15 protein-coding genes are annotated in these 15,282 nt (G+C 43.2%); 6 read left to right on the top strand and 9 right to left on the bottom strand.

Annotated elements, in window-relative coordinates:
- Positions 1-30: 30 nt before the first annotated feature.
- Together mobA and moaA are read right to left on the bottom strand one after the other, a co-directional pair.
- Positions 31-615 carry a molybdenum cofactor guanylyltransferase MobA gene (mobA, locus tag HOO90_RS02930; RefSeq protein WP_292839356.1) on the bottom strand — a complete coding sequence of 195 codons (585 nt, stop codon included), beginning with the start codon at positions 613-615 and terminating at the stop codon, positions 31-33.
- A 1-nt stretch (position 616) separates the two neighbouring features.
- Complete coding sequence (gene moaA, locus HOO90_RS02925; protein WP_292839290.1) at positions 617-1,639, bottom strand: GTP 3',8-cyclase MoaA; 1,023 nt, start codon at positions 1,637-1,639, stop codon at positions 617-619.
- A gap of 89 nt (positions 1,640-1,728) precedes the next feature.
- Here moaA and HOO90_RS02920 point away from each other — a divergent pair, with 89 nt between their 5' ends.
- The 5 genes from HOO90_RS02920 to HOO90_RS02900 are packed head-to-tail and all read left to right on the top strand — an operon-like array spanning position 1,729 to position 7,820.
- Positions 1,729-2,238 carry a formate dehydrogenase subunit gamma gene (locus tag HOO90_RS02920; RefSeq protein ID WP_292839288.1) on the top strand — a complete coding sequence of 170 codons (510 nt, stop codon included), beginning with the start codon at positions 1,729-1,731 and terminating at the stop codon, positions 2,236-2,238.
- A 1-nt stretch (position 2,239) separates the two neighbouring features.
- Entirely contained in the window at positions 2,240-3,793 is a 1,554-nt protein-coding gene (locus HOO90_RS02915; protein WP_292839286.1) for an NADH-quinone oxidoreductase subunit NuoF, read from the top strand.
- 33 nt (positions 3,794-3,826) lie between these two features.
- Positions 3,827-6,769 carry a formate dehydrogenase subunit alpha gene (gene fdhF, locus HOO90_RS02910; protein ID WP_292839284.1) on the top strand — a complete coding sequence of 981 codons (2,943 nt, stop codon included), beginning with the start codon at positions 3,827-3,829 and terminating at the stop codon, positions 6,767-6,769.
- Entirely contained in the window at positions 6,756-7,592 is an 837-nt protein-coding gene (gene fdhD / locus HOO90_RS02905) for a formate dehydrogenase accessory sulfurtransferase FdhD (protein WP_292839282.1), read from the top strand. The genes fdhF and fdhD overlap by 14 nt, the downstream gene beginning before the upstream one ends.
- A 36-nt stretch (positions 7,593-7,628) precedes the next feature.
- The gene (locus HOO90_RS02900; RefSeq protein WP_366928735.1) at positions 7,629-7,820 is read left to right on the top strand and encodes a formate dehydrogenase subunit delta; all 192 of its coding nucleotides are present in this window, start codon (positions 7,629-7,631) and stop codon (positions 7,818-7,820) included.
- Positions 7,821-7,993: 173 nt separating this feature from the next.
- Here HOO90_RS02900 and HOO90_RS02895 read toward each other — a convergent pair whose 3' ends face one another.
- The 5 genes from HOO90_RS02895 to HOO90_RS02875 form a co-directional block, all read right to left on the bottom strand.
- Positions 7,994-9,652 carry a glycosyl transferase gene (locus HOO90_RS02895; RefSeq protein WP_292839278.1) on the bottom strand — a complete coding sequence of 553 codons (1,659 nt, stop codon included), beginning with the start codon at positions 9,650-9,652 and terminating at the stop codon, positions 7,994-7,996.
- A gap of 204 nt (positions 9,653-9,856) precedes the next feature.
- Entirely contained in the window at positions 9,857-10,099 is a 243-nt protein-coding gene (locus HOO90_RS02890) for a type B 50S ribosomal protein L31 (RefSeq protein ID WP_292839276.1), read from the bottom strand.
- Between the two features lie 110 nt (positions 10,100-10,209).
- Positions 10,210-11,469 (bottom strand): transcription termination factor Rho, encoded by a 1,260-nt coding sequence (gene rho, locus HOO90_RS02885; RefSeq protein ID WP_292839274.1) that lies wholly within the window; start codon positions 11,467-11,469, stop codon positions 10,210-10,212.
- A gap of 143 nt (positions 11,470-11,612) precedes the next feature.
- Positions 11,613-11,939 carry a thioredoxin TrxA gene (gene trxA / locus HOO90_RS02880; protein WP_292839272.1) on the bottom strand — a complete coding sequence of 109 codons (327 nt, stop codon included), beginning with the start codon at positions 11,937-11,939 and terminating at the stop codon, positions 11,613-11,615.
- A gap of 144 nt (positions 11,940-12,083) precedes the next feature.
- Positions 12,084-13,667, bottom strand: coding sequence for a hypothetical protein (locus HOO90_RS02875; protein WP_292839270.1), 1,584 nt, complete (start codon positions 13,665-13,667; stop codon positions 12,084-12,086).
- Positions 13,668-13,804: 137 nt separating this feature from the next.
- On the opposite strand from HOO90_RS02875, the gene HOO90_RS02870 reads away from it, so the two are divergent.
- Positions 13,805-14,290 (top strand): TlpA disulfide reductase family protein, encoded by a 486-nt coding sequence (locus HOO90_RS02870; RefSeq protein ID WP_292839268.1) that lies wholly within the window; start codon positions 13,805-13,807, stop codon positions 14,288-14,290.
- A 20-nt stretch (positions 14,291-14,310) separates the two neighbouring features.
- Here HOO90_RS02870 and HOO90_RS02865 read toward each other — a convergent pair whose 3' ends face one another.
- Both HOO90_RS02865 and HOO90_RS02860 read right to left on the bottom strand, forming a co-directional pair.
- On the bottom strand, positions 14,311-14,628 hold the full coding sequence (locus HOO90_RS02865; protein WP_292839354.1) for a DUF3579 domain-containing protein: 318 nt from the start codon (positions 14,626-14,628) through the stop codon (positions 14,311-14,313).
- Between the two features lie 171 nt (positions 14,629-14,799).
- Positions 14,800-15,282: BON domain-containing protein (locus HOO90_RS02860; RefSeq protein WP_292839267.1), on the bottom strand; the 483-nt coding region annotated here is incomplete at its 5' end.

Below are 15,282 nucleotides of genomic sequence, written 5' to 3'. Positions count from 1 at the left end.
ATGCCTATTGATTAAGTTAATGTGGAGTGATTATAGCGATAACTTTAACTCTAACGCAGCCAAATCTTCAAACGTATTCAAGTTTGCATAGGCCTCACTGCAATCACTAAAGTCAACTTCGATATATTTTTGGCTTTTTTGCCAAGCGCTCACGCGTCGCTCACCTTGTTCTAAATAAGTGGACAGTGATGGCAACACATTCCTTTTACACAAACAAAATACTGGGTGTGGATTGCCGTCGCTACTTGCCACGGCAATGTTGGCCTCATTATTAAACAGTGCCGTTATTAAGCGCTGCGCTAAATCATGGGGTAAGAGTGGAGAATCGCAAGGTACGGTGAGCAGGTAATCGTGTTTTGCATGCTTTAAGCCAAGGCTAAAGCCAGCTAATGGCCCCAAGAAATCTTCAATCTCATCTTGCAGTACTTTGTATCCAAAGGATTGGTAGTTGGAGATTTCACGATTGGCGTTAATTAGAATTTCATCCACCTGCGGCGTCAAACGTTCAATTACATGTTGAATCAAAGGCTTTTGCTGCAAGCGCACCCAACCTTTATCTACGCCGTTCATACGAGTGGCTCGTCCACCTGAGAGAATGATGGCTGAGATTACCAAATTAGCCACCAGTGTGTGACATAAACCGCACAACTGCTGGCTTTGCACGGCGTAAATCAAAATCATGCCCTTTAGGCTTGATTTTCATGCTGCCGACAATAGCATCAATTAGTGGTTGGTCATCGTTTGGATAGGTGCGCAATAGTGGCAGCAACTCAATTTTATCTTCCTGGCCAAGGCATAAATATAACTCGCCTTTGCAGGTGATGCGTACTCGATTGCAGTTTTCGCAAAAATTGTGACTGTGTGGCGAAATAAAGCCAATCTTAGTGTTTGAATTTGCCACTTGCCAATATCTCGCCGGACCTCCTGTGGTCTTGGTACTTGCAAGTAGTGAATACTTACTTTTAAGCAATTTCAGCGTATCGGTGTTGCTCACATAGGTGCTGGCTCGCGTATGGTCAACTTCGCCCAATGGCATCTCTTCAATAAAGCTGATGTCAATTTTTTTGTCAATGGCGAACTGCACCAAATCACAGGCTTCACCCTCGTTGTTACCATGCATTAAAACAGTGTTTAATTTAATGCCTTCAAACCCTGCGTCAATACTGGCTTGCAGGCCAGCTAATACTTTACCTAAATCGCCAGTACGGGTGATTTTCTTAAATCGTTCTGCATTTAGACTATCAATACTGAGATTGATACGTTTTACTCCCGCCGCTTTAAGTGCTGCTGCATGCAGTATTAATTGGCTTCCGTTAGTAGTAAGCACTAACTCCTTTAGATTTTTTAGCTTACCGATTTCTTGAAATAACCACAACGCATTTTTGCGCACTAATGGTTCGCCGCCTGTAATGCGAACTTTGCTAACCCCTAAACGTACAAACAGTTTTACTAAGCGTGCACATTCCTCAAGACTTAGCACTTCTTCGCGTGGCAAAAAAGTCATGTCTTCTGACATGCAGTACACACATCTAAAATCACAGCGGTCTGTAATGGAAAGACGAATATAATCGACACTTCGACCAAATTGGTCGATTAGCCTAGGTTGCAGATTTTGTTGGGAATTAGGCACTTTTTTCATCTTAGCTTGTCGAAATTGGTAGCTTGTAAGTGGTGTATTATACTAATATGTAGTTCAATTTACTGTTAGTAATTTTGGAGATAATTAAGTTGCAAGTTTTACAAACAAAACAAGATTTAATCAGCGAGGTAGATACTTTAAAGATTGATACCTTGATTGCACAGCATCAGGATATACCAGGTGCTTTAATGCCTTTGTTGCATTCCATTCAAGATAGTATAGGCTATGTGCCTGAATCTACTTATGCGCCGATTGCTAAAGCTTTAAAACTATCGATTGCTGAAGTGCATGGAGTCGTGACTTTTTATCACCATTTTCGCACTCACAAACCAGGTCGCCATGTTTTGCAAATCTGCCGTGCTGAATCCTGCCAGTCGATGGGCGCTGCCGCACTAGAAGCACACGCAAAAAAATGTTTGAATGTCGACTATCACCAAACTACTACTGATGAGGCGATTACCTTAGAGCCCGTATACTGTTTGGGTAATTGTGCGCTTTCGCCAGCCGTGACGTTGGATGAAGAAGTATTTGGGCGGGTGTCTGCAGCCGATCTAGATGCGCTAATTTTTGAGGCAAGATCACCTAGGGTAAGGGTTTAATATGGCAACTAAAATATATATCCCTCGTGATTCCAGTGCACTTTCTGTCGGCGCTGAAAAGGTGGCGATTGCCATAGCGCAAGAAGCCAAGCGCCGTAATTTAGACGCAGAGATTGTGCGTAACGGTTCGCGCGGCCTTTATTGGTTAGAAACGCTAGTGGAGGTGGCTACTGAAAATGGCCGATTTGCCTATGGGCCAGTAAAAGTGAAAGACGTTGCATCACTTTTTGAAGCTGATTTTTTAAACGCCAAGCCACATGCTTTAAGCTTAGGGCTTACTGAAGAAATTGAATGGCTGAAAAAGCAGCAGCGCTTAACATTTGCGCGGGTTGGCGTGACGGATCCAGTTTCGCTTGAAGACTATATTGCGCACGATGGTTATAAAGGCCTTAAAAATGCACTGGTTCAGTCGGGTGTGGAAATTGTAAAAGCAGTTACAGACTCAGGTTTGCGTGGCCGTGGTGGTGCTGCTTTCCCAACAGGGATTAAATGGAATACCGTGTTAGGCTGTAAAGCTGACCAAAAATACATTGTGTGTAATGCCGATGAAGGTGATTCAGGGACATTCTCAGATCGCATGATTATGGAAAATGATCCGTTTGTGTTGATAGAAGGGATGACCATCGCAGGCATTGCGGTAGGCGCTACACAGGGCTATATTTACTTACGTTCTGAATACCCGCATTCGCTTAGAGTGTTGAATGAGGCAATTGCAAAAGCCGAAATGGCGGGCTATCTCGGTGAAAAAATTCTTGGTTCGACGCATACCTTTCATTTAGAAGTTCGTCGTGCTGCAGGCGCCTATGTATGTGGCGAAGAAACATCATTATTAGAGAGCCTAGAAGGCAAGCGTGGCATGGTGCGTTTTAAACCGCCCTTGCCAGCCATTGAAGGCTTGTTTGGCAAGCCAACTGTGGTGAATAATGTTATCTCGTTGGCAACGGTGCCTATTATTTTAGACAAAGGAGCACAATTTTATGCTGATTACGGCATGGGGCGTTCACGTGGCACTTTGCCGATTCAGTTGGCAGGAAATCTTAAGCACGGTGGGTTAGTGGAGCTAGCATTTGGCATTACCTTGCGCGAATTGCTTTATGATTATGGTGGCGGTTCAGCCACTGGTAGGCCAATACGAGCGGTGCAGGTTGGCGGGCCACTAGGTTCATTCCTGCCCGAATCGCAATTTGATACTCCGTTAGATTACGAGGCCTTTGCCAGTATTTGGGCGGTGCTCGGCCATGGTGGCATTGTGGCGTTTGATGATACGGTTGATATGGCGAAGATGGCAAGATACGCCTTTGAATTTTGTGCGATTGAATCGTGTGGAAAATGTACGCCGTGCCGCATTGGCTCAACGCGCGGTGTGGAAGTAATCGATAAAATTATCGCTGGAACGGATACTGTTAAAAATATTAAGTTGGTACGCGATTTAAGTGACACGATGTTGAACGGTTCTTTGTGTGCATTGGGTGGCATGACGCCATATCCCGTGTTAAGCGCAATGAATCATTTCCCGGAAGATTTTGAAATTAAAAAGGCGAAAGCCGCAGTTTGAGTGATTTGTTAAGCCGCGAGTAGGAGAAGCAAAATGGATGACATTAAATATAGCAACACGCATCACCAACATGAACATAGCCGAACTAATTATGATGACCAGTTAGATTACGGCACGCCTGCAAGTGATTCTGATGTGCAAGTCACTTTATTGATTGATGATAGAGAAATTACCGTGCCTGAAGGCACTTCTATTATGCGCGCGTCTATTCTAGCTGGAATTAACGTACCTAAATTGTGTGCGACGGATTCTCTTGAACCATTTGGCTCATGTCGCTTATGTGTGGTGGAAATTGAAGGTCGTCGCGGTTATCCTGCTTCTTGTACCACGCCAGTGGCAGAAGGCTTGAAAGTGCATACGCAAACTCCCAAGCTGGCTGATATCCGTCGTGGCACCATGGAGCTTTATATTTCCGATCATCCATTGGACTGCCTCACCTGTGCAACCAATGGTGATTGTGAATTGCAAGATATGGCTGGCGCAGTGGGCTTGCGTGAAGTGCGCTATGGCTATGCAGGTGAAAATCATCTTAAGTCTGTCAAAGATGAGAGTAATCCTTATTTTAGTTTTGACCCCGCGAAATGTATTGTCTGTTCACGTTGCGTGCGTGCATGCGAAGAAACACAGGGTACGTTTGCGCTCACTATTTCCGGACGTGGCTTTGAATCTAAGGTGGCAGCAGGAATCGCCGATTTTATGGATTCCGAATGTGTGTCTTGTGGTGCTTGTGTACAAGCCTGCCCAACAGCAACCTTAATTGAAAAAACCGTGATTGATCATGGTGTGCCAGAGCACAGAGTAACGACTACCTGCGCTTATTGCGGTGTGGGCTGTTCATTTGATGCTGAAATGAAGGGTGAGGAAGTAGTACGCATGACGCCGAACAAGAATGGAGGTGCGAATCATGGACATTCCTGTGTTAAAGGACGTTTTGCTTGGGGTTATGCAACCCATCAAGACCGCATCACTACGCCAATGATTCGTAAAAGTATTAAAGACCCTTGGCAAAACGTGAGCTGGGATGAGGCGATTGACTACGCGGCGAGCGAACTCGCTCGAATTAACCAACAATACGGTAAAGATGCGATTGGCGGTATTACCTCTAGCCGCTGTACGAATGAAGAAGTGTATGTGATGCAAAAACTCATTCGCGCAGTATTTGGCGTGAATAATGTTGACACTTGTGCTCGCGTTTGCCATAGCCCAACTGGCTATGGCTTAAAACAAACCTTGGGTGAATCTGCAGGTACGCAGACGTTTGATTCGGTGATGCAATCCGACGTAATTTTTGTGATTGGTGCAAACCCGACCGATGGCCACCCAGTATTTGCCAGCCAAATGAAACGGCGCTTGCGTGAGGGTGCAAAGCTGATTGTGGCAGATCCGCGTGAGATTGATTTAGTGGCGAATTCACCGCATATTCGCGCAGACTATCACTTGAAATTGCGCCCTGGCTCAAACGTAGCGTTAATTTCTGCGTTATCACACGTGATTGTGACCGAAGGATTAGTGCAAGAAGAGTATGTCAAAGCGCGTTGTGAGTGGGATTCTTTTGTAGAATGGCGAGATTTTGTGGCGCTAGACGCAAATTCACCAGAAAGTTTAGCTAGTGAATTGGGCATTAAGGCCGAGGATATTCGAGCTGCAGCAAGGCTTTATGCAACGGGCGGTAACGCGGCCATTTATTATGGTTTAGGTGTGACTGAACATGCGCAAGGCTCAACTACTGTAATGGGCATTGCCAATTTAGCCATGGCAACAGGCAATGTGGGCCGGGAAGGTGTGGGTGTAAATCCATTGCGCGGTCAAAATAACGTGCAAGGTTCATGCGACATGGGTTCTATGCCACATGAATTTCCAGGGTATCGCCACGTTTCTGATGATGCAACTCGCGCCCTGTTCGAGACTGCTTGGGGAAGGCCTCTCAGTAAAGAGCCAGGAATGCGCATCCCCAATATGTTAGATTTTGCAGCGGAGGGTAGCTTTAAAGCCTTGTACTGCGTGGGCGAAGATATTGTGCAGTCCGATCCGAATACGCAACACGTGACGCACGCACTCGAGCAAATGGAGTGTGTAATTGTGCAAGATTTGTTTCTTAACGAAACCGCGATGTTTGCGCATGTATTCTTCCCAGGTGCTTCTTTTCTTGAAAAGAGTGGAACGTTTACCAATGCAGAGAGAAGAATCTCCCCTGTGCGCCGTGTGATGAATCCAAAAAATGGTGGCACTATCAATGGCAAGCAGGAAGCAGGTTATGAAGATTGGGAAATTACGGCCAAACTTTCAAAAGCTTTAGGCTACGACATGAATTATCATCATGCCAGCGAGATTATGGATGAAATCGCCGCCTTAACACCTACTTTTAAAGGCGTGAGTTTTAAGAAGTTAGATGAACTCGGTAGCATACAATGGCCATGCAATGATGAAGCTCCACTGGGTACGCCGACGATGCATATTGATGAATTCGTGCGCGGGAAAGGTAAATTCTTTATTACGCAATATGTGCCAACTACAGAAAAAGTAAATGCGAAATATCCGTTGATACTGACTACAGGGCGTATTTTGTCGCAATACAACGTAGGTGCACAAACGCGCCGTACAAAAAATGTGGCATGGCATGCGGAGGATATCGTTGAAATTCATCCGCAAGACGCAGATGACCGTGGGATTCGAGATGGTGACTGGATTGGCATTAAAAGCCGTGCGGGTGAAACAGTGTTGCGGGCAAAAATCAGCGAGCGTGTGCAAGTGGGTGTGATTTATACAACTTTTCACCACCCTGAATCTGGCGCAAATGTGATTACCACTGAAAATTCAGATTGGGCGACCAATTGTCCTGAGTTTAAGGTGACGGCCGTGCAAGTGACTCGGGTGAATCAGCTTTCAGATTGGCAAAAACACTATAAAACCTTTAGTGAAGCGCAGTTGGCCTATGCGGGTAGAGATTTAGAAGCCGCTAAAATTGAGCTTAATTAACGAGAATGCAGCGCATATTGCGGTGCTAGACGTGCCGCTAAGTATTTTTAATGTAGCGCAATGGCAAACTGGTGAAATAACAAATGCCCAAGATTGCCTGGCCGAAGAAACGCCTGTAGCCTTGATTTACAATGGTGTTTCACATGCAGTTATGCTTGCAACAGCACAAGATTTGGAAGATTTTGCCTTAGGATTTTCGTTATCCGAAGGTATTATAAACAGTGTAAGTGAGTTGTATAGTGTAGAGTTGAAAACGCAAACCAATGGCATTGAGTTGCATTGTGAAATTGCTAGTAAGTGCTTTTCGCAACTTAAAGAACGTCGCCGTACCTTGGCAGGTAAAACGGGTTGTGGCTTGTGTGGTGCAGAGAGTTTGACACAAGCCATGCGTTATCCGCCGATTTTAAAAGTGCAGGGCAAGTATGAGTTAGGTAGCATCACACGCAGCTTGCGGGGCCTGCAAATGCATCAGGCCTTACAGCAAAAGACTGGCGCAACCCATGCCAGTGCCTACGTGAGTCCAAATGGTGAAGTTGCATTGCTGCGCGAAGATGTTGGCCGTCATAATGCGTTAGATAAGTTGATAGGCGCATTGGCTAAATCCACCATAGACAAAAAAGGCTTTATTGTGACAACCAGTCGCGCTAGCTTTGAAATGGTACAGAAAACAGCCAGCGCAGGGGTGGGTATGCTGGTGGCAGTTTCTGCCCCAACAGGTTTGGCAGTCCGTGTGGCTGAGCAATGTGGGTTAGTTTTGGTTGGCTTTGCAAGAGAAAACCGATTAGTGGTCTATAGCCACGCAGAACATATTTTGAATGAGTAAAAGAAAAATACTATGGATATACAACGCTTAATTTCAATGGCTAATCAAATAGGAGATTTTTACGAATCCTATCCAAATCAAAGCCATGCACAGCAAGATATCGCAGGCCATTTGAACAAATTCTGGGCATTGCCGATGCGTAAGCAAATTGCGGAATATGTGCAACAAGGCGGTGCAGGCCTGCATGCGCAAGTAGCAAGTGCAGTAAAGGCACATTTGCATCTTTAGAACAGATGCGGTTTACAAAGCATCTAAATTACTTGGTGTATATCTGCACAGCAATGAGTACTGTTTGTTAATTGAAATAAAGCTCTTAATTCTTAGGTGAAACTAAATGGCCTAGTTTTATTTGGGGTCGTTTAAACTTGAGGTTTTTTAAGGCTTTCTTTTAATCACCATTTTTAAACACCATTGATGCGCTTAAATAATCTAAACGATTCTTTTCTGTCTGCAGTTCGTTTACCACTCCAGATTAAACTCCATTCCTGGCCAGGTTGCATTTTCCCGACTCCACGTACATCTTGAAGCAAATAGAAATTGCAGTCCAGTTTCTGCGTGCTTTCGAAAGGTTGTAATTTAATGTCAGTGTAATAATGGAGTAATAATTGCTGCTGTTGACCTACTCCAAGGCTATTTACACAATTATATTCATTAGGCAATGCGTTATTCAATGAGGTGAATACTGACTGATAGCTTTTAGCTGAGTCTAGTAAAGGAAGCCACAGTGACATTAATAATGTCCAACCAAAGGTCATGCCAACCGCCCAGTTTGTGATGGTGGATTTATTGGTTTGTTTGGCGCGAATGCAGACGATTATCCAAATTACCGTAATTGCAAGTGCAATGGCTAATGTGATCCAACTAAAATGAATATCGTTACTGCCAGATAAAAACTGCATGCGCTGCTTTATTTTGACTGGGTAGCCAGTTAGCATGGCGAGCCACCCTAACCAAATTAAAGCACCAATTAAGCCAAATAATGTAATGCCAAACCAGTTAAGTGCAGCAGCAGAGCCACGCTTGAGGTGATCTACACTGCCTGCGCCAAGCGCTACTAGCGGTAATAATAGTGGAAGTGCGTTTATATCTTTTGTGGTTTCAGTGAAGCCTAAAATGATTAATGAGCAAACGAAAAAGACAATTATTAACTGAAATTTAGGTTTATTAAGTAATTGTAATCGAAAGCGCCATAAGCCAAGCAGGGCAAATGGTAATGCCGGCCACGCATACCAAGCAAGAATGCGCAGAAAATAGAGGTGGTTAAGCTCATTAAAGATACTGAGATTGTATTGCCACCAACTTAAAAAAACAGTTGGGTAGTATTGATGCAACAAAAGCAACCATGCACCAATAATTGGGCTGGCGATTAAAAAGGCACTCAGCAAAAACTTTGCAAAACTTGTAGTTCTCCATACTTTGAAAAGAACTGGCAAACTAAGCGCTACACTAAGCAATATTAAAACCGGCAGTATTCCATAACTCAAAAAACCAATTCCAAGAGCAATACCTAACAGTCCGCTTGCGCGCCATGGGCGCCGTTTAGAAAGTGCTAAAGCATAGAACCCCATCGCTAAGCATGCTAAGTTGGCGATTTCTGCACTTAAACTATGGGCGCTAAAGACTAATCCAATGGTGCCTATCATGATAAATGTCGCGTGACGACCGATGCCACGTGACCATAATTCACGACCCGACATTCCGACCATCAGTAACAGAATGGATAACCATATTGCATTAAATAATCTTGCACCATCATGCATGGCAAGATTTGGGGAGAGTAATTTTGCGCTGGCGGCCGCAGTTAGATAATATAATGGTGGCGTTTCAATGGATGACGTGCCAATAACATTTGGCGCAATTAGGCTACCACCGTCTAGGATATTTTTGACGATGCTAATACTGGTTGATTCGAGTGGTTTCCAAGGAGCATGACCAACCAAACCAAGAATAATCCATATAGCGCACAGCACAAGTAATAACTGCGTTTTAACGCCATCACCGACGCGTGCGCGTGGGGTTGACATATTGCCTTGCCAATCGTGATCAAGTTGAAAGCGCATATTGTTCGCTGTTGTTTGTTAGCTATATTTTAACCGATTGCTGGCGTTTACAAGCATTTGAGCCAACCTTAATTTAGGTAATGGCAAAATAAAAAAAGGCAGCCTAAGCTGCCTTCGTCTGACTAAAAAGACTGTATGTTAAGTAAATTCAAGTACCATTAACCTAGAGCAATTAAATCAAGTGCAATTAAATTTACAAAAAACTTACATACCGTATTTTTTACGGAATTTATCTACACGGCCAGCGGTATCTAAAATCATTTGTTTGCCTGTGTAAAACGGGTGCGATTTTGAAGATACTTCAATTTTTACTAATGGATATTCTTTACCATCTGTCCATTTAATGGTGTCTCTAGCATTAATGGTAGAGCGTGTGATAAAACTAAAATCTGCGCCGATGTCTTGAAATACAACATCGCGGTATTCTGGGTGAATTCCATCTTTCATAATTTGAGCCTCTATGTTTGCCGAACGATACGGCACGTTTAATAAAATTAGCCGCGTATTATATTGATTTTTAAGAAATCAAGCAAGGTTAACTAAAATAATATGTGGCATTAACCTCTACGCATGCTGTCAAAAAAGTCTGCATTGTTCTTAGTGGCTTTAATCTTGTCTAGCAAGAACTCCATCGCCTCGAGGTCGTCCATGGGGTAAAGTAGTTTACGAAGTACCCAGATTTTTTGTAGAACATCTTTTTCAATAAGTAGTTCTTCGCGTCGCGTACCAGATTTATTAACATTGATTGCAGGGTACTGACGTTTTTCAGCCATCTTGCGATCAAGATGGATTTCCATATTACCTGTACCTTTAAACTCTTCGTAGATGACATCATCCATGCGCGAACCAGTGTCAACAAGAGCGGTGGCAATGATGGTGAGTGAACCGCCTTCTTCCACATTCCGTGCCGCACCAAAGAAGCGTTTTGGACGTTGCAGTGCATTTGCATCCACACCACCAGTTAATACTTTGCCCGAGGACGGTATAACGGTATTGTATGCACGCGCTAAACGTGTGATTGAGTCAAGTAGAATTACGACGTCTTTTTTATGTTCAACTAAGCGCTTCGCTTTTTCGAGCACCATTTCTGCGACTTGTACGTGGCGTGTTGCAGGTTCATCAAAAGTTGAAGCAACTACTTCACCTTTAACTGAACGGGTCATTTCTGTTACTTCTTCAGGACGTTCATCAATGAGAAGTACAATTAAAATGACGTCAGGGTGGTTGGCAGTAATCGCATGTGCAATGTTTTGCATCATCACGGTTTTACCGCTTTTTGGGCTGGCGACTAACAAGCCTCGCTGACCACGGCCAATCGGTGCAATCATATCGATTACGCGGCTGGTAATGTTTTCTACCCCTTTAATATCTCGCTCTAACGTGAGCGGAATTGTAGGAAAAAGTGGTGTTAAGTTTTCGAATAAGATTTTGTGTTTGGTATTTTCGGGTGCTTCACCATTCACAGAGTCAACTTTAACTAAAGCAAAATAACGTTCGCCGTCTTTAGGAATACGAATCTCACCCTGAATGCTGTCCCCAGTGTGCAGGTTAAAACGGCGAATCTGAGAGGGCGAAACGTAAATATCATCAGGCCCGGCCAAATATGAAGTGTCAGGCGAGCGCAGAAAGCCAAAACCATCTTGTAATACTTCCAGCGTACCGTCACCAAAAATACTTTCACCTTTTTTAGCTTTGTTTTTTAAGATGGCAAAAATCAGATCCTGCTTGCGCATGCGGCTAGCATTGTCGATTTCATCGGTAATTGCCATTTCAACTAATTCAGTAACGGGCAGGTGTTTAAGGTCGGATAAGTGCATGGAGGCTCACTAGAACAAGAATCGTTTGGGGAAGGATAAGGGCAGAATGCTACAGGATAAATTTATTAATTGATTAGAATAAATGCTTAATTTTTTATTGTATAAAACCAAGCATTTATGACTATTTGCACAGCGTAATGGGTTTAGATGTTGCTGTCAATAAAAGCTGTTAATTGGGACTTAGATAATGCACCCACCTTGGTGGCTTCTACATTGCCATTTTTAAACAGCATGAGCGTTGGAATGCCACGAATACCATATTTAGGTGGTGTTTGTTGGTTATCGTCAATGTTCAGTTTGCCAACTTTTAGGCGGCCTGCATATTCTTTAGAGATTTCATCTAGAATGGGTGCAATCATTTTACATGGTCCACACCATTCGGCCCAATAGTCAACTAAAACAGGGAGTTGTGATTGTAAAACATCCTGTTCAAAACTTGCGTCGTTAAGATGTGTAATGTGTTCGCTCATGGTAAAACCTCTAATTGATTAATGCTTTAAGAAATAACTTGTATCGTAACGAAAAAAACTGTTTTAGTGAAGTGGCAACTCTGCAAGATAAACTTTATTTTTATGACTGTAAATACTTAACTAAATATAATCTTGCCAATTATTTTAACTGATAACGCTATATTGTATGCGCTCAAAATGATGTGAGCGCTCGATTACTTTGGTTAGCATGATGACATGGGTATTGTTATTGTAGGTAATGGACAACTGGCGTGCGGGTTCGTAAGTGCCAACACGTGCCACAATAGTGGCTAGTTGTTTAACCGCAATGATTTCAGGTAACAATAAGACCAGTTCCTCGCGGCCAGTTTTATTGATGCGCGCTATCGCACTTTGTGCGCGTGGCGCAATCAGTTGCACTCCAATGTCCAGCCTATCTCGATTGCCGCAACTTGCCCAGCGCACTAAGCCAACCGACCAGTTTTGCTCATCTTTTGTTTTAAAGCCCAGTAGGCTGCCAATGCGAATATTTTTCTCGGCAGTTGGGTGGCGTCTAACAGACATGCCAATAGCACTAATGTTAATGATGTGCCATCTTGAAGCATGTGGTGTGTCTAAATCATTGGTTTGCGCTTTGCCAATCGGGCTTTTATTTGCCCTCGCGGCTTCATTTAAGCTGCTGGAAAAATAATGAATGGCTGGAATGCCTGTGACGATGTCTACCTCGCCTTGCGATTTGGTGCGATTAAAGATTCGTTTTTGAGTGACGCCCCAATGTTTAATTAGATAGGTCAGTAAATCAATATATTCATCGCGGTTAGCATTGACAGGAATGCCGCCATCTTTCGGCAATTGTTCATTTTGTAATGAACTTAAATCCTGATGAATGGCAATGACTAAATCTAGGGTTTGCAACAAGATGTCACTATCTGGGTTTGGTGCAGTTTTTTGTTTGCTATAGGGCACAGGTGGTTTGTTCGAAGATAAATCGACAACAAAACAACTGGTGGTAATTTCAAGGGGGGCGACCACAGAGATCTTGGCGTTTTCTACGTGGAAAGCTAAATATTCGGCCGCCAGGCGCATGTTTTTTTGTGTGAGATGCTGCGGGTCGGCAAGTGACATTAGCAGCGCATGCTTGTAAGTATTCTCTATCGTATTTGCATGTGTTGAAGTTGAGCCTACTACCGACTTGTCCTCATCGACTTTTACGTTTTGAATGCCAAGCTTTATCGCACAGAAATAGAGTTGATGTAAGTCGCTCCAAATGTGTTCTGGTGGGGTGAAATAGGTTTGGTAATACACCAGTGCATGTTCAGCAACTGCATGCATAGCCCGCTGAATCGCATTCGCAGAGCTTTTATCGGTGCCTAGTTTAATTAATTGGTTTTGCAGATCAACCAATACTAGCTTGTAACCATAACCCAGTTCTAGCCATAAAGATTCAACTGCCGCGGCGGCAAGTTTAGCCTTATCATGCAGAGGCAGAGCCGCAATGCTGTAGTCTTCAGAAAGTGCTTGTGCCGTGCTAATTAATATAGGGCGATAAGCATCTAAGGCCTGCACGCGTGTACTTGGAGAGATTTTCTGACGATTCAGGATTTCGAGTTCGCTGTTCAAGAAAGAAGCAATATCTAAGAGGTTTTTGCCGTGCTGTGCAATCAGCGACTGGCTGATTTTCTGTGGGCGTGTTTCCGCAATGATAATGGGATTATCTTTTAGAGTCGGAATGTAAAGGTTTAACGCCATGTTTAATTTTTATCAGCTGTTAAAGTAGTTTTATGATTGTATGATAATGTTTATATTTACACTAGTTTATATTTTGCATCATTTTGATAAAGCTTAATTTCATTTAGACTTGCATCAAACTGTTTTGAAAATCAACCATGCCTAAATTTGTATTTAATCTCCTATTCGCTCTCTCACTCACCTTCTACAGCTTGAAAGTGCCTGCAGAAGCTAATGTTGCAGCAAGTTTTACGCTAAAGGATACGGCCGGTATTCAGCATCAATTATCTGACTACAAGGGGAAATGGGTGTTGGTGAATTACTGGGCAACTTGGTGCCCGCCCTGTCTAGAAGAAGTGCCTGATTTGGTGAATTTGTATGATAGACGCAGAAAAAAAGATTTGATGGTGATTGGTGTTATTTTTGATTTTAAAAATCAAAAGGAAGTAAGCGATTACGTCGATGATATGCTGATGTCATACCCGATTGTATTGGGTGATGATGCGGTTACTGCTCAAATAGGCACTGCGGAAGTTATGCCAACCACCTTTATTTACAATCCTAAAGGTGAGTTGGTAAAAATTAAACGTGGGTTAATTTCAAAACAATATATAGAAAAAATTATTGGTGTCAGCAACAATTAATGTCAGATATTGATTTGTGCTTAGTGAGGTACTGCAATGCTATTGCCCGAAGCATCAAGCACATTAAGTTGGTTTTCATCGGCAAAATGCATCAATTGCGCATAACCTTCTGGATTTACTACTTTTAATTTTAAGTCTACCGCTAAGCAACGCACACCATTGACCACCCTAGGTTTTAAGTAAGGCGAATACTTCAGTTTGCGATCTTCGCCAAAGGTGGCATAGGTACTGCACATGCGATCGACCCAGTCGCTCGGTCTAAATGGCTTGCCAGCACGCGTGTTGCCTTCAATGATGATTTCGTTTTGGGTTTGTGTTGTAGTTTGTTCAATAGTCATTTCAGTGTTTACCATGTATTGCGCTGCACGCAGCAATTTTATTTGCATGAATTATAACATTTCAAAGCTTGAATTTTCAAAAGATGTCATGTCAAAATTAAAAGCGCGCCTGAAGCGCGCTTTTAATTATAGCGTTAAGCACTTTAGCTCAGTAGGGTATGCCCAAGTAACTTATGGTAAGTATTCAAAGACTTTAACGACTTTGCTTACGCCTTCCGTATTGCGTGCGATTTCCACCGCAGCTTCTGCTTCGGCACTGGTAACGATGCCCAATAAATACACTACGCCATTTTCAGTTACAACTTTTACATAGTTGGCAGGGAATTTATTCTCAGTAACAAACTTGGTCTTAATTTTAGAAGTGATGTAGCTGTCATTGCTGCGAGAGCTAAGGGATGACTTAGGCCCAACGCTAATTTCATTCGTAATCGAGCGTGTATTGATGATTTCCTTAACCAGGGATTCTGCCTTTGTTTTAGATTCTGGCACTGGGACTTCGCCAGTTAGCAACACATTGCGGTTATAGCTGGTAACGCTTACATGAGCGTCTTCACCTAAATTGGTTTCCATTTTCTTAAAGGCTTTTAGCTCGATATTTTGATCTTCTACATAAATGCCTGAAGTGCGTCTGTCTGCAGCCATCGCGCCGCCAGC

The organism is Methylotenera sp., assembly GCF_013141425.1.
In the GTDB taxonomy this organism is placed as follows: domain Bacteria; phylum Pseudomonadota; class Gammaproteobacteria; order Burkholderiales; family Methylophilaceae; genus Methylotenera.
Note: the sequence above shows the minus strand (reverse complement) of the source record. Positions and strands in the feature narration are given on the sequence as shown.